Genomic DNA, 19,954 nt, shown 5'->3' with positions numbered 1-19,954 from the left:
AATTTATTTCTGGGAAATTCTGTGACATTGTTGTTTCATTGAAGATTTTAAGAAATGATAATTTTAAGGAGGAAAATTTTGAAGAAAACTTCGAATCTTTTTACTATTTTTCTTGTTTTGCTTTTTGTTTTCTTTGCGGTCGGGTTTTATACCTTTTATAACGCTAAGGGTACATCTTATTTAAGCAATGCAAGTGAATCTTGTAATAACTGCCATATTATGAATGAAGTTTATAACGAATACATGGCAGGGCCACACTCTCAAAAAGTCAAAGGCGAACCAAGAGCAACTTGCGTGGATTGCCATTTGCCACATAATTTTGTAGCTAAGTGGATAGCTAAGGCTCAAAGTGGTTTAGGGCATGCTTATGCTTTTACTTTTAAACTTGATGAGTTGCCTACAAATTTGAGTGCGACTGAAAAAAGCAGAAAAATGGTGCAAGAAAACTGCATACGCTGTCATGCAGATTTTGCTCAAACAGCTATCAATGCTACAACAAATCCACATGCAGACAAGTCATTAAATTGTGCTTCTTGTCATAAAGATGTTGGACATAAACACGGAATTTAATAAGGAGAAGATGAATGAAAAAAAATATTTTACGCTTAGGTATTGTCGTTTTGGTTTTACTTATAGCGGGGGTTTTATGGCTAAATAATGATATCAATCAAAAAAAAGAAGATGAAGCAAATAAAAATGCCATTGCAGTAAATGCTGATTTTTCTTTGCTTAGTGATGATGATCCAAATTTTGAAAAATGGGGTAAGGTTTTTCCAGAGCAACTAAAAATGTATTTAACGGTTGAAAAAGAAGAGCCTAAGGCTACTGAATTTGGTGGTAATTTAGCTTATTCAAAATTGATTCGCTTTCCTCAATTAACCATACTTTGGGCAGGATATCCTTTTAGCCTTGATTTCAATGAAGAAAGAGGGCATTTTTGGGTTCAAGTAGATCAAATGAAAACAGCAAGAAACAACAAAGATTTTCTTAATGCTCATGGACTTGCTGCTTTTAAAGGTCAACCTGCAGCTTGTATGAATTGTCATAGTGGATGGACTCCATGGCTTATAAAAAATGTTGCTAAAGGGGATTTTACTGCTTTTAACTCTACAAATTATTGGACTATGATTAAAAATATCCCAGCCGTTGATGGTATAGTAGAAAATTCACCTGAACATGCAGGCCCACATGGTGGTAAAAGAATGGGTGTAACTTGTGCAGATTGTCACAATCCAAATGATATGAGTTTAAGACTTACTCGTCCAGCAGCTATTAATGCTTTAGTTTCTAGAGGATATGAAAAAGATCCAGTACAAGGCGTAAAAGCTACAAGAGAAGAAATGAGAACTTTAGTTTGCTCTCAATGCCATGTTGAATACTATTTTAAACCAACAGGGGAAAAGGTAAAAGTAATGGGTGAAACTATTGTAGATGATAGTTCTAAAAAATGGTGGAATGGAACTCAGAAAAATTATGATGAGTATGAATTTTGGAGAGATGGCAATAAAGCTAAAGAGATTGAAACCGATGGTATAGTTTTAACTTTTCCTTGGGGTGAGTGGAAAAAAGGACAACCATTTAGAATTGAAATGCTAGATGATTATTATGATAAAGTTCGTGGAGTATTTGGAGCTGATTTTACTCATAAATTAACAGGAGCGCAAATTATTAAAATTCAACATCCAGAAAGTGAACTTTATAGTGGCGGTGTGCATGCTGCAAATGGAGTAAGTTGCGTGGATTGTCATATGCCTTATGTTAGAGAAGGAGCTAAAAAGGTTACTCAACACAATATCACTTCTCCTTTAAGAGATATTAACTCTGCTTGTAAGTCTTGTCATAAACAAAGCGAAGATTATTTAAAAGCTCAAGTGCTTGACATACAAAACAGCGTTACGCATGATCAAAGAACTGCAGAGTATGCAATTGTTAGTTTGATTATGGATACTAAAAAACTACGCGATGAACTAGGCAATATGGAAAAATTCCAAAGCGATGGAAAAGCTGATGCGAAAAAAATTAGCGAAGAACTAAAAGAAGTTTTAGAACTTCATCGTAAAGCTCAAATGAGAGCAGATTTTGTTAATGCTGAAAACTCAACTGGTTTTCATAATCCTCGCGAAGCTTCAAGAATGTTATTGCAAGCTGTTGATATGGCAAGAATGGGACAAACTAAACTTGTAGAAATTGCAGCGGCAAATGGAATTAAAGATTTTAAAACTTCAAATTTAGGTTTTGAAGATATTCAAAAATTTAATCCAGGAGAGCTTTATTATAAAGTAGATGTTAATAATCATAAAGCTGGAGAGCGTTACTATGCAGATGAAAAAGATGTTAATGGCAATCCTCCAAAAGAACTTTTAGAGCATGATAAAGAGCTTGCTCCTTATAATTATCAAGTGATTGATAAAAAATAATTCTTAAGCCCTATAATCATAGGGCTTTTTCTTTTCTTTGTTTTAAAAACTATAAACTTTTTATTTAAAATTCACTTTTGCTTCACTTTGTTTTGTCAAAATATCACAAATTTTGATAATCAAAAAGGAGTTAAAATGATCAATAAAAATAAATTGTTTAGACAGGTTCATATCTATCTTAGTTTGTTCTTCTTGCCTTGCACTTTGCTTTTTGCTTTAACGGGTATAGCATATATTTTTGGTATTAATCAAGATGTGGGCTTAAAAGTTGAACAGTATCAATTGTCAAAAGTTATAGAAAGTGGTAAAGAAAGAGAAGCTTTAATAGAGTTTTTAAAAACAAATGGTTTAAAAGTGCCATCTAATACAGATATCATTAAAAGCAAAGATAAAGGTATAACAATAGGTGGAACTCATTATAGTGCTAATATAACTCAAAATTCTACTAATGAATACAATATTACCTTAAAAACAAGATCTTTGCTTGGAGATATGATTATGCTTCATAAAGATAAGGGTGCTTGGTATTTTTCTGTGCTTAGTGTAGGTTTTGGTATTACTTTATTTATGCTTTATATTTCAGGGCTTATGATTACTTTGTTTGCAAATAAAAAAGATAGAAGTAAACAATTTGCAGTTCTTGGAGTAGGGGTTGTTGTAACTTTGCTTTTGGCTTATCTTAGCCTTTGATTTTTCCTAGCTTTTTAAGCTAGGTATTATTTATTTTTTTGTATAATCACACTTTACTTTTATTGGACAGATGGGTGAGCGGCTGAAACCACACCCCTGCTAAGGGTGCAGATCTTAACGGGTCTCGAGGGTTCAAATCCCTCTCTGTCCGCCACTAAAACTTTCTTGAAAATTCCAAGTATTTATATATCAACATTATATATTTGAAAAAAAAGAATAATCTATAACTATAATAAATAAATATTATTCTAAAATTGGAAAATAATCCATTAGAAAATAAGATATTTTGGAATTATTTAAGAAATTAGATGAAAAAGAATGCTAATATGGAAGTAAGAATTCTAAAAAAATAAAATATAAAATCAATCCCAAAGATTACTTTTATATATGCCTAAAATCACAATTTCATTTTTACTTTTATCGATAAGATAAGGGATAATATAACCTTTAAAAATCAAATCTCTTATATTTTCATTATCAAAAGACAAAGATTTTCTATTTTTATAAGGCATAAAAGAAAGATTTTTACAAATTGAATTAATATCATTAAGAAATTCTTTAGCATAAAAAGAACTATCTAATTTTATAAAATTAACAATATGCCTAAGCTCATTTTTAAATTTAGGAGTTGGAACAATTTCCATTTATTCTAAATCTTTTCTAATATCATTAAAAGTTTCATCAAAATCTAAAGTCTTTAATTTACCTTGCTTGTAAAGTTCTATATCCTTTTTATAACCATCAATTCTTATCTTATGTTCTAAATAACTTAAAGCAAGTTCTAAAACTTCTTTTTCACTTAAATTGTTATCTTTACAATAATTGGTTAAAAAATGTTGTGTTTCTTTTGAAAATTCTAAGTTCATTTGTTACTCCTTTTTAAAGATTTATTATAACATAAAAACATTTTTTATTTAAAAAAAGGGTTCAAATCCCTCTCTGTCCGCCACTAAAACTTTCTTGAAAATCCCAAATATTTTATTAAGTATTAAAGCAAGAGACTAGCCCTTGCGAAGTTGTATTATTTTACAGCATTTTTGATTTCTAAAATCATAGTTTTTAAAGACTCTAGTCCATTTCCACTTGCTAAATACCAGTATTCTGGATCAAGATAGATGATTTTTTTGTTTTGTGCTGCTTTGGTTTTAGCGACAAGCGCATTATCGAGTATGCCTTGAGCGCGTTCTTTGTTGCCTACAATGATATTTCTATCAATAACAAAAATATAATCAGGATTTTTTTCTAGTATAAATTCAGAGTTGATACTTTTGCCGTGTGTGCCTACTTTTATATTCTCATCTACTGCGTTAATCCCTAAAACGTCGTGAATGATCCCAAAGCGAGATTGAGGACCAAAGGCTGAAATTTTGTTAGAATTTGTAAGAATAATAAGAGCTTTTTTATCTTCATCAACTATGCTTTTGGCTTTTTCAATTTCATTTTTAATAGCTGAAATTTTTTCCAAAGCTTCTTTTTCTAAACCATAAAGTTTTGCAACGCTTAAGACATTGTTTTCAAAAGAGCTTAAAAAATTTGTATTATCAAGACCTACAAATAAAGTTGGAGCTATTTCTTTTAATTTGTCATAAAATTTACTTTGGCGTCCAGAAATGATGATAAGATCAGGTTTTAAAGCATTAATGGCTTCAAAATCAACTTGTTGTACTCCACCTACACTAGGCTTGTTTTTAAATTGTTGTAGGTATTTTGGTAAATTTTTAGCAGGAACGCCTGCGACTTTATCGTTTAATTTTAAAGCATCAAAAGTATCTAAAATTCCAAGATCTAAGATCACTACCTTAGAAGGATTTTTAGGGATTTTATTTTCTCCTAGACTATCCTTCACTAAAAAACTATCACCCTCATCACTCATGCTAATAGGCAAAACTTTCACTGTAGCAGTGTTGGTTTTTGTTGTAGAACTTGCGTTGTTTTCATTTGAGTTTGAATTACAAGCTGTTAAGATTAGACTTAAAAAAAATGCAAAAAAAGCAAAAACTAAAGATTTTTTCATATTTTCTCCTTTTTAAAAATAAATACAAATTTTCTTACCATCAATTTGACTTACAGGTATATCCATATCATAAATTTGTTTTAAATTTTCTTGATTGATGATTTCATCTTTTGAGCCTTGTTTTAAAAGCTTCCCATCTTTTAAGGCTATGATTTCATCAGAATAAATCGAAGCAAAATTAATATCATGTAATACAACAGCTATACTTTTGTTAAAGTCTTTGACTAAATTTTTCATTAGTTGCATGATTTGTACACTATGCTTCATATCAAGATTGTTTAAAGGTTCATCAAACATTATAAATTCAGTATCTTGAGCGATGATCATAGCTATAAAAGCTCTTTGTTTTTGTCCTCCGCTTAATGTATCTAAAAATTCATTTTTTAAGTTGCTAAGTCCCATGTATTCTAAAGCTTCATTGATTTTGATTTTATCGTTTGCATTAAGTCTTCCTTGAGAATGCGGAAAACGCCCAAAAGCGACTAATTCTTCAACTTTTAATCTTAAATTGATATTGTTTTGTTGTTTGAGAATGGAAATTTTTTGTGCTAAGATTTGCTCTTTATAGTCTTTTAAATTCATTCCATCGATATAAATTTCTCCACTACTAGGTTTTATTAAACGACTTGCTAGAGCTAAAAGAGTGGATTTTCCAGCGCCATTGGCTCCTATTATAGAAGTGATTTTGCCTTTATGAAAATCAAGGCTAAGATTTGAAATAATGGCTTTATTATCATAAAATTTGGTGATATTTTTTAGTTTAATCATAATTTATTACCCTTTAATACAAGATAGATAAAATATATCCCACCTAAGAAATTAATAACCACGCTTATAGTGGCATTATAATCAAAAACTCTAGAGACAAAAAACACCCCTCCAAGCAAAGCTAAAATGCTAATGAGTATGCAAGCACTTAGTAAAATACTATGCTTTGCAGTTTTAAATAGCTCATAAGTGATATTTACCACCAAAAGCCCTAAAAAGGTTATAGGACCTACAAGTGCGGTGCTAATAGAAGTTAAAATAGCTATGATAATCATCAATTGTTTTGAAATTTTTTGATAATTTATCCCTAAATTTATCGCTAAATCTTTGCCTAAATTTAAAGGATCTAAAAATTTCATATAGCGAAAAATCCATATAAAACTTAAAAAGCTAATAATATAAGCAAGAATTAAAACATCAAAAGCAATATTATCAAAACTAGCAAACATTCTTCCTTGTATTACCATGAATTCATCAGGGTCGATTAGCACTTCAAAAAAAGAGCTTAAAGTGCTAAAAAGTGTTCCAAAAACTAAACCTAAAAGCATGATAAGATAAATACTTCTATCGCTACTAAATAAAATTTTATAAAGTCCTAGTGAAAAAACCACCATACAAACTAGAGTGATTAAAAAATTGATATCGTTTTTATAAACACTTAAATTAGCCGCACCAAAAGAAAAGATAAGAGCACTTTGAAGCAACATATATAAAGAATCTAATCCTATGATAGCAGGGGTTAGAATTTTGTTATTGCATAAAGTTTGAAAAATCACTGTTGAAACAGCGATACAAATAGCTACTATGATAATAGCCGCAATTTGTAAAAAACGACTTTTTAAAGCATACTCATCAAAGCCATTTAAACCCACAAGTATAAAAATCCCTATCATGCCAAGTGTTAAAAAGCTTAAAATTAGCATTTTTTTACGCATAAACTTTCCTTTTTAGCAAAAGAAAGATAAAGATTAAAGATCCTAAAACACCTGTAGTGATGCTTAAAGGCATTTCAAAAGGAAAGATGACAAGTCTTGAAATGATATCGCAAACAAGTAAAAACAAAGCTCCACAAAGTGCTATATAGATAAGATTTTTTCTAAGATTATCACCTAGATAAAGAGCTACTAAATTCGGGATAATTAGCCCTAAAAAAGGGATAATCCCAACGCTTACAATCACTAAACTAGTGATAATGCTTACAATCATCAAGCCTAAAAATAATATCCCATTATAAGAAATTCCAAGATTTAAAGCTATATCTTCACCCATGCCAACTATGGTAATTTTATGAGCTAAAAAATAAGCAAGTATAAAAAGTGGTAAAGAAATGTAGAGCAATTCATAATTTCCCTGCATAACATTTGCCATACTGCCTTGTAGCCAGCCTTGGATATTTTGTATATAATTTAAAGCATAGGCAAAAAAAGTGGTTATAGCACTAATAATGCCTCCAAACATCAAGCCTATCAAAGGTACAAAAATCACATCTTTGAGTTTGATTTTTCTTAAAATTTGGATAAATATAAAAGAACCCAAAAGTGCAAATACAGAAGCAATGGTAGCTTGAGTGAAAAAAGATGCTCCAGAAAAAAATATTAAAGAAATAAGTATGCCAAATTTAGCACAATCCATAGTCCCTGCTGTAGTTGGAGAAACGAATTTATTTTGCGTGAGTTGTTGCATGATAAGCCCACATATACTAAGACTCATTCCTGTAAGTAAAATCGCTATAACTCTAGGAATTCTTGTGAGAGCTATGATTTCTAATTGAGTGGAGTTAAGATTAAGAATATCTTTTACATTGATACTGATAACTCCTATAAATAAACTTATCATTCCAAAGAATAAAAGTAAAGCTATAAGCACTTTTAAACTCAATATATGCTTAAAAAACAAATCTTTCCTTATAGTAATAATAATTATCAAAAATGAAATTGTAATGAAAATTGTTTTAAGAAATGATAAAACTACAAAGGATATTTTAGTAAGAAATCAAAAATCCAGTGGAAAGTCTTTGCAAGTGTTTGTTATAGTCTATAAGGCTTTCTCCATAGCCATTAAAGTATTGTAAATACCAATAAATTCCGTTATTAAAAATATCATATCCTAGATCAACTTGTATAGCGCCTTTGTTATTGTGGAATTTAAGATTGTTTCTTAACATAAGATTGATAAAATAATCATCACCCAAATACGCTAAATTCACATCAAAATTTCCCATATAATGCAAGATGGTAGGATTATCATCATCTTTTTTGCTTTCAGGAATTCTATACCAAAGGCGTGGAACAAATAAAAATTTATTATATAAAATAGTTGTAGATACATAAATTCTATTCCATGAGCGAGATTGCAAATTCTCATCTCCCTTGCCATTGCTTTCATGTAATATACCTACACGTAGATTGTTAAAAAATTCATAATCTTTAAGATACAAAGGAAAATCTATAAAAAATTCTGGCTGATAGTTGGTTTCTCTAAAAGGAGAAGAATGCTTATAAATTTGCCACCAAGAAGTTTGAGTATAGGCTATATAATATTTTTCATCCAATCCTAGCAAATTTTCAAAAAGCCTTTTTTTAATGCTAAGTTGAAATTTAGCTTCACTTTTATTGTGATTTTCTTCTAGAGAGTTAAAACTATAAGCCAAAGGTAGAAAATAATTCATTTTATAAGCACTAATGCCAAGAGGGTTAAAGTATTCATCTTCTTCAAGATAATTTGCCAAAGCAAGACGAGCAAAATCTTGTCTTTCTTCTTTGGCTGCAATAATAGATTTTTCATTTTGAGTAGTTTGTTTAGTTTTATTTTGTTCTTGAGAAATCAAAACAGGTGAATTTTTTAAAGCGAGTTTTTTGTAAATTTCCATAGCTTTTTTATAATCGCCTTGTTTTTCATACTCTAAAGCTTGTTGTAAATCACTAGCCCATATAAAAACACATAAGCTTAAAAATAAAGCAATTTTTCTCATTTTAACTCACTTTTAAATTTTTCATATTCTTCATAAAAATTAAGATTTAAAAAAGCATCTTCATCTTCAAATTCTACAAATTTAGTTTTAATCTCAGAAAATAAAAGTCCTATTTTTTGTTCATTTTTTTCTAAGAATTTTTTACAAGTTTGAGCTAAAGAGCTGTGATAAAAGCCACATAAGGGATGTTTATGTAAAGGGGTTTTAGCTATGATTATTTTATAGTTTTGCTCTAAAAAAGGAAGCATTTTTAAAAGCTCATTTTCACCTATTTTAGGACTATCCACACTTAAAACAAAAACAAATTCATTTTTAAAATTTGAAAGTATAGAGTAAAGCGCAAGCATAGGAGAGTAAACTTCAAATTCTAAAGAATCTTTTATCAAGCTAAAATGGTTTTCAAATTTATCTTCTTTCGCACTCACATAGACATTTTTAAAAATTTTAGAAAATTTCTCTACTTGAAATTGAGTTAAATTTTGATTTTTAAGAATCAATTTGCTTTTATCTTGTCCCATACGACTAGATTTGCCACCACATAAAATCACACAATTTAGCTCATTAAGCTGCACAAATTTCCTTTTTTAATGTAATTCTACCACAAATTCGCCAAAATATTTTATAATTTCTTTTATGAAATACACAGAACTTTTACAATTGCAAACTTTTTTTTCTCAGTTTAAAAAAATCGATTTTATCAAGCGTATCAATGATAATATTTTGGAATTAAGCTTTGATAGAGAAAGATTTATTTTCGATCTTACTCGTGCAATGAGTGCGATTTATACAGCTAAAATTAATGCAAAAAATTATAATGCACCTTTTGATTTTATGCTTAAAAAGTATTTTAGCAATGCTTTTATAAAGGAAGTTAAAGTCCTTGAAGGCAATCGTATTTTATGTTTTAGTGTAAAAGCTAATAAGGCTTATAAAAGCTATGAGAGCAAAATTTATTTTGAATTTACGGGTAAAAATACCAATGTTATTCTTACAGATGAAAAAGATTTGATCATAGAGGCTTTAAGGCACATTGATAAAAGTTATCGTGTCGTAAAACCTAATGTGATTTTAGAGCCTTTAAAGCCTTATAAAATGGATGAAAATTTTGAAGAAATTAAAGACTTTGCAGATTATTTTTCTCGCAAATTTACAAGCATTTATGAGAGTAAAATCAAACAAATAAAAAATTTAAAACTTACACAAGTAGATAAAAAAATACAAAATTTACAAGAACTTTTTTCTAGTTTAGATGAAGAAAATTCTTTACTCTTAAAAGCTTTAGAATACAGAAAAAGGGCTGATGTATTGTTTGCAAATTTGAGTGTTTTAAAAGATTATGAAAGAGAATTTAAGCTTGATGATTTTGAAGGCAAAGAGCTTGAATTTAAGCTTGAATTTAGTCCTAAGCAAAGTGCTAATTTATATTATAAAAATGCTAAAAAATTAGAACAAAAAGCTAAAAATTTAAACATACAAAGACAAAATTTAAAAGAAAAGTTAGATTTTACCTTGAGTTTGAAAGAATTATTGCTTCAAGCTAAGAATGAGATAGAGCTTGAAATTTTACTACCTAAAAAAAATAGCAAAAAAAATCAAGATCATAAACAAGAAGATCTTGTGGCAAATTTTTATTATAATGAGTTTAAAATTTGCGTGGGTAAAAATGAAAAAGGCAATGAATTTTTACTTAAAAATGCTAAAAAAGATGATTTGTGGCTTCATGTAAGGGATATTCCTAGTGCACATACTTTGATTATATCAAACAAGCAAAAAATCAGCCTTGATGTGATAGAATTTGCTGCAAGGCTTTGTGTAAGCTTTTCTAAGTTAAAGAAAGGTTCGTATTGGGTCGATTATACCTTAAAAAATTTTGTTAAGGTTCAGCAAAAGGCGTTTGTAAATTATACAAATTTTAAAAGTATTAATATCACAAAGGATTAAAATGCCAGTTAGCCCATTAGGAAATGTCAATTATATAAATCAAAATATGGCTTATCCAGCTACACAAGCAAGCAATGAGCTTTCAAAAGAAGGTTTTGCAGCTACGCTAAATATGGCTGAATTTAATGAAAAAGAAAAAACTTTGAACAAACTTGAAAAAGTCAATGAGACTCATGAAATCAAAGAAGAGATCAAAGAAAAAGCCGAACAAGAAGAAAAAAAGAAAAAACACAATCAAGAAGCTAAAACCAGCGATGATGGGAAAAATGAAGAAGATGAGTCTAAAGATCCAAATTTTAAAGACGCACAAAGCATTCATCGCTTAGATATTAGTATATAAGGAAAAATATGTTTAATACAACTAGAATTATTTCAGCTCTTGTGATGATAGGGGCTATTATTATTATCGCGTTGATTGATCAATTTTTTATCAATTTTATCGTTTTTGCGGTTTTATTGTATCTATCTTTTAGTGAAGCAAAAAAACTTTTTGCTTTAGAAAATATTTCTATTATCCCTTTGGCTATAGCTTTTATTTTGGGAAGTTTATCGCATAAAGCTTTGCTTTTTGGGATTTTAGCTTTGTTATTAGTCGTTGGATATTTGGTTTATAAAAAGGCTTCCTTAAAACCAGCTCTTATTTATATTTATCCTAGTTTGCCTATTTTAGCACTTTGGCAAGTGTATTTAGATCAGGGTATGTTTGCACTTTTTTGGCTTATCATTATTGTTGCAGCTTGTGATAGTGGGGCGTATTTTATCGGAAAACTTATGGGTAAAACTCCTTTTTCTCCAACAAGTCCAAACAAAACCTTAGAAGGTGTTATAGGCGGCTTGATTTGTGCGAGTATTATTGGAACTATTTTGGGAGTTTTTGTTTATAGTTTTTGGCTTTCTTTACTTTGTTCGTTTTTTGTAGCGGTTTTTGCAGTAATTGGAGATTTGCTTGAGAGTTATTTTAAAAGAGAAGCAGGTGTAAAAGATAGTGGAGATCTTATCCCTGGTCATGGGGGCGTGCTCGATAGAATCGATGCAGTGATCATTACTGCTTTTGTGATGGTTGCTCTTTTATGATACTTTTTGGAAGTACGGGTAGTATAGGAGTAAATGCTCTTAAACTTGCTGCTTTAAAAAACATTCCCATTTCTGCTTTAGCTTGTGGGGATAACATCGCTCTTTTAAATGAGCAAATCGCAAGATTTAAGCCCAAATTTGTTGCCATAAAAGATCCAAAAAACAAGCATTTAGTTAAACATGATAGAGTTTTTATAGGGCAAGAAGGTTTAGAGCAAATTTTAACAGAATGCCAAGACAAACTTTTGCTCAATGCCATTGTAGGTTTTGCAGGACTTAAAAGCACTTTAAAGGCTAAAGAACTTGGCAAAAACATAGCCTTAGCTAACAAGGAAAGCCTTGTAGTGGCGGGGAGTTTTTTAAAAGGAGCTAAATTTTTACCCGTTGATAGTGAGCATGCGGCTTTAAAATTTTTACTCGAAGGTAAAAAAAATATAGCAAAACTTTATATTACAGCAAGCGGCGGAGCTTTTTATAGGTATAAAATCAAAGATTTAAATCAAGTCAGTGTCAAAGATGCTTTAAAACATCCTAATTGGAACATGGGGGCAAAGATCACTATAGATAGTGCGACTATGGCAAATAAGCTTTTTGAGATTATAGAGGCTTATCATTTATATGATTTTAAAGAAATTGATGCTTTAATAGAACCAAGATCTTTAGTACATGCAATATGTGAGTTTAAAAATGGATCTAGCACAGCATATTTTTCAAAAGCAGATATGAAACTAGCTATTTCAGATGCTATATTTGAAAAACAAGATACGCCTATTTTAGAGGCTGTTGATTTTAGCAAAATGCCTGCTTTAAAATTTTATCCAATCAGCACAAAAAAATATCCTATTTTTAAGCTTAAAAATGCATTTTTAAAAGAGCCAAATTTAGGTGTTATCATCAATGCAGCTAATGAAATAGGTGTACAAAATTTCTTAGAAAATAAAAGTAGATTTTTAGATATTGCTAAATGTATTTTTAAAGCCCTTGATCATTTTGGAATACCTAAAATTTCAAGTATAGAAGAAGTTTTTGAGTATGATTTTAAAACAAGAGAGTATTTAAGGAGTTAAAATGAAATTTTTTTTAACAATTTTATTTTTTATAACAAGTATTTTTGCTTTAGAGCTAGACTTTAGTGTAGGAGAAAATGGAAAAAGTCTAGATGATAATAATACGGTTTTAATTTTTGGTGGAATTCAAGGTGATGAGCCTGGTGGATTTCATGCGGCAAGTTTGCTTTTGAGTGATTATAATATCACTAAGGGTAAGATTATAGTGGCTCCAAATTTAGCTTTTGATAGCATTATCAAGCGTTCGCGTGGGAATAATGGGGATTTAAACCGTAAATTTGCAAGTATTAGCCCAAAGGATCCTGATTATAAGAGAGTTCAACGCATTAAAGAGCTTATTTTACTTCCTGAAGTTAGCATGGTGATCAATCTTCACGATGGTTGGGGTTTTTATAAACCCACTTATATTGATGCGATGCAAAATCCTAAGCGTTGGGGAAATTCAAGCGTGATTGATACAAGTGAAATTAATGCAAGCAAATACCCTGATCTTGAAAATATCGCCACTCAAACTGTAAATAGTGTCAATTCTTCACTTGCCGATCCAAAGCATGCTTATTATCTTAAAAACACCAAAACCCAAGAGCTTGGCGATACGGAAATGCTTAAAGCTTTAACTTATTTTGTGATTTCAAATCACAAAGCTGCTTTTGCAAATGAAGCGAGTAAAAATCTACCTGTAAATTTAAGAGCTTATTATCATCTTTTAGCTATTGAAAATTATTTAAAAACTGCAGGAATTGAATTTAGTAGAGATTTTGAACTCACTCCACAAGGAGTTGATAAAGCTATAAATAAAGAGCTTGAAGTAAAACTTTTTGATGATAGAATTTTGCTTTCTTTAAAAAATCCAAGAAAGGTTATCAACTATGTGCCTTTTCCGGTAAATAAAGAGTTAAATTATAACACAAGCAATGAACTTACCGCTGTTATCGCAGAAGGAAATTCTTTTTATATCCAGTATGGCAATCGTTTTCAAACAAGATTATATCCTGAGTATTTAGAATTTAGCGATGCTTTTAATGAAGTAACTTTTCAAGTTGATGGTAATGAAACCTCAGTTTCTTTTGGAACTAAGGTAAAAGTAAAAGAGAATTTTCTTATCCCAAAGATAGCTAATGCGCGTGTAAATATCATAGGCTTTGATCATGGAAAAGATGAAAGTGGTATTTTAGTCCATAAAAAAAATATGCAAACACAATACTCTTTAGATATGGCAGGTAAAATTTATAGAGTGGAATTTTATGAGTTAAGAGGGGCGAATTTGCAACAACTTTTAGAGGTAAATACCAATAGTAAGTTGATCAAAAATGCTAAAAATTTGGATTTAAACACTCTTAAAATGGCAAGATCAAAAGATAAATTCTTAGGTTCTATTTTAGTGGAATTTGAATGAAAAATCTTATCCTAGCTATAGAAAGTTCTTGTGATGATAGTTCTATAGCTATCATTGATAAAAATACTTTAGAGTGTAAATTTCATAAAAAAATTTCCCAAGAATTAGAACATAGTATCTATGGAGGAGTGGTGCCTGAACTTGCTGCAAGACTTCATAGCGAAGCTTTACCAAAGATACTTAAGCAATGCAAAGAGCATTTTAAAAATCTTTGCGCCATAGCTGTGACAAACGAACCTGGGCTTAGTGTTTCTTTGCTTAGTGGAATTTCTATGGCAAAAACCTTAGCAAGTGCTCTAAATTTACCCTTAATCCCTATAAATCATCTTAAAGGTCATATTTATAGTCTTTTTTTGGAAGAAAAAATTTTTTTAGATATGGGAATTTTGCTTGTTAGTGGTGGGCATACTATGGTGCTTTATCTTAAAGATGATGCAAACTTAGAGCTTTTAGCAAGCACAAATGATGATAGCTTTGGAGAAAGTTTTGATAAAGTGGCTAAAATGATGAATTTAGGCTATCCTGGTGGGGTCATCATAGAAAATTTAGCAAAAAATGCCAAACTTAAAAATATCTCTTTTAACATACCTTTAAAGCATTCTAAAGAACTCGCTTATAGCTTTTCAGGGCTTAAAAATGCAGTACGTTTAGAAATTTTAAAACATGAAAATTTAAGTGACGATATAAAAGCAGAAATAGCTTATGCCTTTGAAAATACAGCTTGTGATCATATCATGGATAAATTAGAAAAAATTTTTAATCTTTATAAATTTAAAAATTTTGGCGTTGTAGGCGGAGCTAGTGCAAATCTTAATTTGCGTTCGCGTTTGCAAAATTTATGTCAAAAATATAATGCAAATTTAAAACTAGCTCCTTTAAAATTCTGCTCTGATAATGCTTTGATGATAGCAAGGGCTGCAGTTGATGCTTATGAAAAAAGGAAATTTGCAAGCATAGAAGAAGATATTTTAAGCCCTAAAAATAAAAATTTTTCAAGGATATAGATGAGAAAAGCTTTTACTATATTAGAACTTGTTTTTGTGATCGTTATTTTAGGAATTTTAGCTGCTATTGCTTTACCAAAAATGAGTTCAAGCAAGGATGAAGCTGAAGTTAGTAAGTCTTTAAATAACCTTAAAACTTTGATCAATGATATAAGCATTTATACTTTAAAAAATGACCATTTAAGCTCTATAAAAACGATGAGCAATGTAAGTGGGATTGAAAATGTCGATCTTAGTAATTTTAACGGCATAAAAGAAGTAAATTTTCGTGTAGGCGATGATAAAGAATGCTTAAAACTTGTTTTTATAAATAAGGCTGATTTTATACTCATGGGAATTTCAAGCAATGAGGCAAGTAAAAATGCTATCATCAACGCAGCCAATCAGACTCATGAAGATTTAGAAAATATAGACTTTACAAGCTCTTCTAGCAATAAAGCTTGTGTGATCTTAAGTAAGAATGAAAATTTTAAAAATCTAGCGAGCAAAACTTATCTTTTAATAGGAGGAATGTAATGATAGTGGGTAAAACTTATGAGATTGACTCTTGCGATGATGTAGAACTTGGTATAAAAAGAGAATCAAAGCTTGAATTTAAGCTTTGTTTTGATGATGAAAAAGAAGTAAAAGCTTTAGTGTTTATTATCCCTGGGCTTGGTGGAGATGCGGATGAAAATTACCGTGAACACTTAGCTGAATTTGTAGCAGGCGAATTTAATGTGGCTGTAGCAAGTGTGAATTATCATTGTATTGGTAATCGTCCTCAAACAGGCTCTACTTTTTATTTAGATGATATAGACAAGCTTATTTTAAAAGCAAGTTGTGAAGCTGTGGATATTAAACTTCCTTATGATGTTGATAAAATTCAAGACTATAAACAAATGAGTGAAATTTTTCATTTTATAAATAATCAAATAACCAAAGGCAAGCAAAAAGGTGATTTTGCACCAAATTATTTTTTAAATTTGCATGTGAGTTTGCAACCTACAAAAAATGAGTATCAAAATTTTGGCGTTATGCAGGCTCAAGATCTTTTAAATGTTGCACTTTATCTTAAGAAAAATGCTCCTTTTGATACTATGGGGGGGGGGTATACCAGTTATCATGATAGGTAGTTCTCATGGGGGATATTTAGCACATTTAGCCGCTAAAATTGCTCCTTGGTTGATAGATGGAGTGATAGATAACTCAAGTTATGCTAAATTTCTTTGGAGGCTTGTTGGGTTTGGTAAAGAAGTTGATTTTGAAAAATATTATGGTTGTGCGTTTAGGTTTGCTGAAAATATTAATTTAGGATTATCTGATAAAACTTTCTGGACTATAAATCAAGAGTCTAAAAATTTCTTTTCTCTAGCAAGAAGAATGATAAGATATATCTTAGAACCAATACATCTTGAAATTCAAGCTAATTACGCAAAGCCATGTTATATTAGCTATCACTCTTTTTATGATAAAGAAATAGCTCCACCTGATGAAAAACTAGAACTCTATAAATATTTAAGACAATTTGGGTTTGATGCAGAATTTTATATGATAAAAAATCCAAATCAAATTGATGGTAAATTTATTAAAAATCTAGAACATGGCATGGGAATGTCTATAAAAACTTTGATTTCTAAAGAACTTCCTTTAATGCTAGAAAAAATAAAACAAAATCCAAAAAAAGATTATAAAGAAAAATACATCTCTTATCCTTGTGAGGATTTGTTGTATCAATTTAGCGAAAAAGATGACAAAATATCACTCAAAATAGATAAAATTTAAGGAAAGCTAATGAACCATACTAGAAAAAACATACAAGCTTTATTAAGTGGGGCAAATGAACCTTTGGGAAATAAACTTTTAAATTTCATACAAAATAAAACTTATTCTCGTTTTAATATAGATGAAAATTTAAATATCTATGATAAAACTCATAATGTTTTCATGTATGAAAACTTAGAAGAAGAATTAAATTTTTTCTATCAAAGTATTTTAGAAAAAACTCCTAGATATCCTTTTGTATGTATTTATGGTATAGGCAATGCTTTGCTTATTAAAAACTTAGCTAAACACTATAAACATCTTTTTGTATTTGAAAGTGAGATAGAACTTTTCATTCTAGCTTTAGGTACGCTGGATTTGAGTGAAGAGCTTTATAGTGGAAAAATTTATCTGTTGGATGTTGAGGAAGAGAAAGTTAATATACAGCTTAGTATATTATTTGATCAAAAAGATATGTTTGAATATCTTAGTCTTTATGAAATATTTATGAATTCCTATTATAAAAAATACTTTATAGACAAAATAGCTAAAATTAATGATATAATTTATGATAATATTAATCTTGTCATTAGAAATTTGAATCCAAGCTCTATGGTAGCTTTATCTTGTTATGATAATTTTATACAAAATATCCCTATAATGCTAAAAAATATTCCATTTCAAAAAATCATACAAGAGAGAAAAAATCAATTTCAAAATTGCATTGTTGTAGGAGCAGGACCTAGTCTTGCAAAGCAAATTCCTCTTTTAAAAAAATATCAAGAAAATTTTGTGATTTTTTGTGCAGATGGAGCTTTTCCTCTGCTTTATGAAAATGATATTATTCCCGATTATGTATTAAATTTGGATTTAGAAGAGTATCCATTGGAATTTTTTAAAGATATTGAGCAAGATAAATTAAAGTCAACTTTATTTATTTTAGCTCAAAATACTCATCCGTATGTCGCTAGAATGATTAATAATAAAAATTTGCATTCTTGTATAGTTTTAAATAAGAATTTGGTTTATCAAAAAATGAATTTTTTTAATTTTGGTTATTTAGAAGTTGGAACACATGTTGGACATATGTGTTATACTTTAGCTTTAGCATTAGGATTTAAAAATATCATTATTATAGGCCAAGATTTAGCTTATAATAAAGATGGTGATTCGCATTTTAAGAATTTTGCCTTAGGAAGTACTGTTGATGTTGGTTTGAAACTTCCAAGCATGAAAGTTGTAGCTTATGGTGGAAAAGGCGAAGTTGTAACTCATATTGGATGGAATGATTATAGAAAAAAACTAGAATTACTTTTTTTAAATAATATTCAAACGAATTTTTATAATGCCACAGAAGGAGGAGCTAGAATAGCTTGTACAAAAGAATTAAGTTTTAAAGAGTGTTGCTTAAAATTTGCAAGTTGCAAGAAAAAAATCTTATCTATCCCAAAAAGTCTTACTTTAAATAGAAGTGATAAATTATTTAAAAAAATTCTAGAAATTTTAAGTCAAGATTTAAAAACAATTAATCAAGTTTTAGAAGATGCTAAAGCTTTGCATCATGTCTTAGAAAAAGTTATATCAAGTGAAAATTTGCCTTTGGAGTTTTTATTAAATGTTTATAAAAGTATAGAAAAATTTAATTCTTTTATAGATTCTAATTCTACTTTATATGATGGAATATTAAAAGGAGTTTTATTTTATAGAGGATTTAAGCTTAGTGAAATTATTTTACAAAAAATAAAAGAGGAAGAGAAATATTATTTTTTAGCAATTAAATCCTATAAAGATTGGCTGCTTTTATTTATAGAAAAATTAAATATTAGAAAACAAAGTTTAGAAAAATTATGCATTTAAAATATAAAGATTTTTTTTAAATAAACGATATAGTATTTAACAAGTTCATGGATGAGCTTGAATTTATTTAAAAGGATTTAAAATGGGATTTCGTATTAACACAAATGTCGCAGCATTAAATGCAAAAGCAAATTCAGATCTAAATGCTAAGAGTTTAGATAGTTCATTAGCAAGACTTAGCTCTGGTCTTAGGATTAACTCCGCAGCAGATGATGCTTCAGGGATGGCGATAGCGGATTCTTTGCGTTCACAAGCAAATACTCTAGGTCAAGCTATCTCAAATGGCAATGATGCTTTGGGTATCTTGCAAACTGCCGATAAGGCTATGGATGAGCAACTTAAGATCTTAGATACTATTAAAACTAAGGCTACTCAAGCAGCTCAAGATGGTCAAAGTTTAAAAACAAGAACCATGCTTCAAGCAGATATAAACCGTTTAATGGAAGAACTTGATAATATCGCTAATACAACTTCGTTTAATGGCAAACAACTTTTAAGTGGTGGTTTTACTAATCAAGAATTTCAAATCGGTGCAAGTTCAAATCAAACCGTTAAAGCAACTATAGGTGCAACCCAGTCTTCAAAAATCGGTGTTACAAGATTTGAAACAGGTTCGCAAAGCTTTGCTTCAGGTGTGGTGGGACTTACTATAAAAAATTACAATGGCATAGATGATTTTAAATTTGATAGTGTTGTAATTTCAACCTCTGTTGGAACAGGACTTGGAGCTTTAGCTGAAGAGATTAATAGAAGTGCGGATAAAACAGGAGTTAGAGCAACTTACGATGTAAAAACTGTAGGATCTTTTGCTATAAAAGCAGGAACTACTTCTCAAGATTTTGCTATCAATGGGGTAACTATAGGTAAGGTTGACTATAAAGATGGGGATGAAAATGGCTCTTTGATCTCAGCTATCAATGCGGTTAAAGACACAACCGGAGTTCAAGCTTCTAAAGATGAAAATGGTAAGCTTGTTCTTACTTCAGCTGATGGTAGAGGGATTAAAATCACT

Annotated in this window: 20 protein-coding genes, 1 tRNA gene and 1 pseudogene; 14 read left to right on the top strand and 8 right to left on the bottom strand. The window is 29.8% G+C overall.

The genetic code is table 11. The features are described 5' to 3' along the window. Window positions 1-54 precede the first annotated feature (54 nt). From nrfH to ELQ05_RS01800, 4 genes are all read left to right on the top strand, one after another. Complete coding sequence (gene nrfH, locus ELQ05_RS01815; protein WP_010891930.1) at window positions 55-570, top strand: cytochrome c nitrite reductase small subunit; 516 nt, start codon at window positions 55-57, stop codon at window positions 568-570. Window positions 571-584: 14 nt separating this feature from the next. After that, window positions 585-2,417, top strand: a complete 1,833-nt coding sequence (locus tag ELQ05_RS01810; RefSeq protein WP_134239896.1) for an ammonia-forming cytochrome c nitrite reductase subunit c552 — start codon at window positions 585-587, stop codon at window positions 2,415-2,417. A 135-nt stretch (window positions 2,418-2,552) separates the two neighbouring features. Further along, on the top strand, window positions 2,553-3,107 hold the full coding sequence (locus tag ELQ05_RS01805; protein ID WP_070316856.1) for a hypothetical protein: 555 nt from the start codon (window positions 2,553-2,555) through the stop codon (window positions 3,105-3,107). Window positions 3,108-3,171: 64 nt separating this feature from the next. Next, a tRNA-Ser gene (locus tag ELQ05_RS01800) sits at window positions 3,172-3,261 on the top strand. A 208-nt stretch (window positions 3,262-3,469) separates the two neighbouring features. Here the strand turns inward: ELQ05_RS01800 and ELQ05_RS01795 are convergent. From ELQ05_RS01795 to ELQ05_RS01760, 8 genes are all read right to left on the bottom strand, one after another. Further along, on the bottom strand, window positions 3,470-3,751 hold the full coding sequence (locus ELQ05_RS01795; protein WP_070248108.1) for a type II toxin-antitoxin system RelE/ParE family toxin: 282 nt from the start codon (window positions 3,749-3,751) through the stop codon (window positions 3,470-3,472). Then, window positions 3,752-3,973: a hypothetical protein gene (locus tag ELQ05_RS01790; protein ID WP_002856036.1), complete on the bottom strand. Its 222-nt coding sequence runs from the start codon at window positions 3,971-3,973 to the stop codon at window positions 3,752-3,754. It lies immediately after the preceding gene. A 155-nt stretch (window positions 3,974-4,128) separates the two neighbouring features. Continuing rightward, window positions 4,129-5,121, bottom strand: coding sequence for an enterochelin ABC transporter substrate-binding protein CeuB (ceuB, locus tag ELQ05_RS01785; RefSeq protein WP_052825506.1), 993 nt, complete (start codon window positions 5,119-5,121; stop codon window positions 4,129-4,131). 12 nt (window positions 5,122-5,133) lie between these two features. Continuing rightward, window positions 5,134-5,889 carry an ABC transporter ATP-binding protein gene (locus ELQ05_RS01780; RefSeq protein ID WP_070316857.1) on the bottom strand — a complete coding sequence of 252 codons (756 nt, stop codon included), beginning with the start codon at window positions 5,887-5,889 and terminating at the stop codon, window positions 5,134-5,136. Next, on the bottom strand, window positions 5,886-6,824 hold the full coding sequence (locus ELQ05_RS01775; RefSeq protein ID WP_002867309.1) for an iron chelate uptake ABC transporter family permease subunit: 939 nt from the start codon (window positions 6,822-6,824) through the stop codon (window positions 5,886-5,888). Before ELQ05_RS01775 ends, ELQ05_RS01780 begins: the two co-directional genes overlap by 4 nt. Beyond that, complete coding sequence (locus tag ELQ05_RS01770) at window positions 6,817-7,785, bottom strand: ABC transporter permease (RefSeq protein ID WP_070316859.1); 969 nt, start codon at window positions 7,783-7,785, stop codon at window positions 6,817-6,819. The genes ELQ05_RS01775 and ELQ05_RS01770 overlap by 8 nt, the downstream gene beginning before the upstream one ends. Window positions 7,786-7,870: 85 nt before the next feature. Further along, window positions 7,871-8,860: a phospholipase A gene (locus ELQ05_RS01765; RefSeq protein WP_134239895.1), complete on the bottom strand. Its 990-nt coding sequence runs from the start codon at window positions 8,858-8,860 to the stop codon at window positions 7,871-7,873. Next, a complete protein-coding gene (locus ELQ05_RS01760; RefSeq protein ID WP_070316861.1) occupies window positions 8,857-9,432 on the bottom strand; it encodes a molybdenum cofactor guanylyltransferase in 576 nt (191 codons plus the stop codon). The genes ELQ05_RS01765 and ELQ05_RS01760 overlap by 4 nt, the downstream gene beginning before the upstream one ends. A gap of 61 nt (window positions 9,433-9,493) precedes the next feature. Between ELQ05_RS01760 and ELQ05_RS01755 the strand changes: the two genes are divergently transcribed. From ELQ05_RS01755 to ELQ05_RS01710, 10 genes and pseudogenes are all read left to right on the top strand, one after another. Continuing rightward, complete coding sequence (locus ELQ05_RS01755; RefSeq protein WP_070316862.1) at window positions 9,494-10,801, top strand: NFACT family protein; 1,308 nt, start codon at window positions 9,494-9,496, stop codon at window positions 10,799-10,801. Window position 10,802: 1 nt separating this feature from the next. Continuing rightward, the gene (locus ELQ05_RS01750; RefSeq protein WP_134239894.1) at window positions 10,803-11,141 is read left to right on the top strand and encodes a hypothetical protein; all 339 of its coding nucleotides are present in this window, start codon (window positions 10,803-10,805) and stop codon (window positions 11,139-11,141) included. Between the two features lie 8 nt (window positions 11,142-11,149). After that, a complete protein-coding gene (locus ELQ05_RS01745) occupies window positions 11,150-11,875 on the top strand; it encodes a phosphatidate cytidylyltransferase (protein ID WP_134239893.1) in 726 nt (241 codons plus the stop codon). Further along, window positions 11,872-12,942: a 1-deoxy-D-xylulose-5-phosphate reductoisomerase gene (dxr, locus tag ELQ05_RS01740; RefSeq protein WP_134239892.1), complete on the top strand. Its 1,071-nt coding sequence runs from the start codon at window positions 11,872-11,874 to the stop codon at window positions 12,940-12,942. The genes ELQ05_RS01745 and dxr overlap by 4 nt, the downstream gene beginning before the upstream one ends. 1 nt (window position 12,943) lies before the next feature. Beyond that, window positions 12,944-14,338 (top strand): M99 family carboxypeptidase catalytic domain-containing protein, encoded by a 1,395-nt coding sequence (locus ELQ05_RS01735; RefSeq protein ID WP_134239891.1) that lies wholly within the window; start codon window positions 12,944-12,946, stop codon window positions 14,336-14,338. Then, window positions 14,335-15,342 carry a tRNA (adenosine(37)-N6)-threonylcarbamoyltransferase complex transferase subunit TsaD gene (tsaD, locus tag ELQ05_RS01730; RefSeq protein ID WP_134239890.1) on the top strand — a complete coding sequence of 336 codons (1,008 nt, stop codon included), beginning with the start codon at window positions 14,335-14,337 and terminating at the stop codon, window positions 15,340-15,342. Before ELQ05_RS01735 ends, tsaD begins: the two co-directional genes overlap by 4 nt. Next, window positions 15,343-15,858, top strand: coding sequence for a type II secretion system protein (locus ELQ05_RS01725; protein ID WP_070248126.1), 516 nt, complete (start codon window positions 15,343-15,345; stop codon window positions 15,856-15,858). Next, window positions 15,858-17,106 (top strand): annotated as a pseudogene (locus ELQ05_RS01720) (DUF2920 family protein). Before ELQ05_RS01725 ends, ELQ05_RS01720 begins: the two are co-directional and overlap by 1 nt. 9 nt (window positions 17,107-17,115) lie before the next feature. Continuing rightward, the gene (locus ELQ05_RS01715; RefSeq protein ID WP_134239889.1) at window positions 17,116-18,942 is read left to right on the top strand and encodes a motility associated factor glycosyltransferase family protein; all 1,827 of its coding nucleotides are present in this window, start codon (window positions 17,116-17,118) and stop codon (window positions 18,940-18,942) included. Window positions 18,943-19,024: 82 nt separating this feature from the next. After that, the coding region (locus ELQ05_RS01710) for a flagellin hook IN motif-containing protein (RefSeq protein WP_279586065.1) at window positions 19,025-19,954 on the top strand (930 nt) is incomplete at its 3' end.

The organism is Campylobacter sp. US53 (assembly GCF_004378995.1).
Classification (GTDB): Bacteria; Campylobacterota; Campylobacteria; order Campylobacterales; family Campylobacteraceae; genus Campylobacter_D; species Campylobacter_D jejuni.
Note: the sequence above shows the minus strand (reverse complement) of the source record. Positions and strands in the feature narration are given on the sequence as shown.

Excerpts from the sequence above, each read along its gene's own strand:
- ELQ05_RS01725 (WP_070248126.1), top strand. The coding sequence starts at position 15,343 with ATGAGAAAAGCTTTTACTATATTAGAACTTGTTTTTGTGATCGTTATT.
- nrfH (WP_010891930.1), top strand. The coding sequence starts at position 55 with ATGATAATTTTAAGGAGGAAAATTTTGAAGAAAACTTCGAATCTTTTT.
- ELQ05_RS01745 (WP_134239893.1), top strand. The coding sequence starts at position 11,150 with ATGTTTAATACAACTAGAATTATTTCAGCTCTTGTGATGATAGGGGCT.
- ELQ05_RS01735 (WP_134239891.1), top strand. The coding sequence starts at position 12,944 with ATGAAATTTTTTTTAACAATTTTATTTTTTATAACAAGTATTTTTGCT.
- ELQ05_RS01715 (WP_134239889.1), top strand. The coding sequence starts at position 17,116 with ATGAACCATACTAGAAAAAACATACAAGCTTTATTAAGTGGGGCAAAT.
- ELQ05_RS01765 (WP_134239895.1), bottom strand. The coding sequence starts at position 8,860 with ATGAGAAAAATTGCTTTATTTTTAAGCTTATGTGTTTTTATATGGGCT.
- ELQ05_RS01780 (WP_070316857.1), bottom strand. The coding sequence starts at position 5,889 with ATGATTAAACTAAAAAATATCACCAAATTTTATGATAATAAAGCCATT.
- ELQ05_RS01795 (WP_070248108.1), bottom strand. The coding sequence starts at position 3,751 with ATGGAAATTGTTCCAACTCCTAAATTTAAAAATGAGCTTAGGCATATT.
- ELQ05_RS01750 (WP_134239894.1), top strand. The coding sequence starts at position 10,803 with ATGCCAGTTAGCCCATTAGGAAATGTCAATTATATAAATCAAAATATG.
- ELQ05_RS01775 (WP_002867309.1), bottom strand. The coding sequence starts at position 6,824 with ATGCGTAAAAAAATGCTAATTTTAAGCTTTTTAACACTTGGCATGATA.
- ELQ05_RS01755 (WP_070316862.1), top strand. The coding sequence starts at position 9,494 with ATGAAATACACAGAACTTTTACAATTGCAAACTTTTTTTTCTCAGTTT.
- dxr (WP_134239892.1), top strand. The coding sequence starts at position 11,872 with ATGATACTTTTTGGAAGTACGGGTAGTATAGGAGTAAATGCTCTTAAA.
- ELQ05_RS01805 (WP_070316856.1), top strand. The coding sequence starts at position 2,553 with ATGATCAATAAAAATAAATTGTTTAGACAGGTTCATATCTATCTTAGT.
- ELQ05_RS01810 (WP_134239896.1), top strand. The coding sequence starts at position 585 with ATGAAAAAAAATATTTTACGCTTAGGTATTGTCGTTTTGGTTTTACTT.
- tsaD (WP_134239890.1), top strand. The coding sequence starts at position 14,335 with ATGAAAAATCTTATCCTAGCTATAGAAAGTTCTTGTGATGATAGTTCT.
- ELQ05_RS01790 (WP_002856036.1), bottom strand. The coding sequence starts at position 3,973 with ATGAACTTAGAATTTTCAAAAGAAACACAACATTTTTTAACCAATTAT.
- ceuB (WP_052825506.1), bottom strand. The coding sequence starts at position 5,121 with ATGAAAAAATCTTTAGTTTTTGCTTTTTTTGCATTTTTTTTAAGTCTA.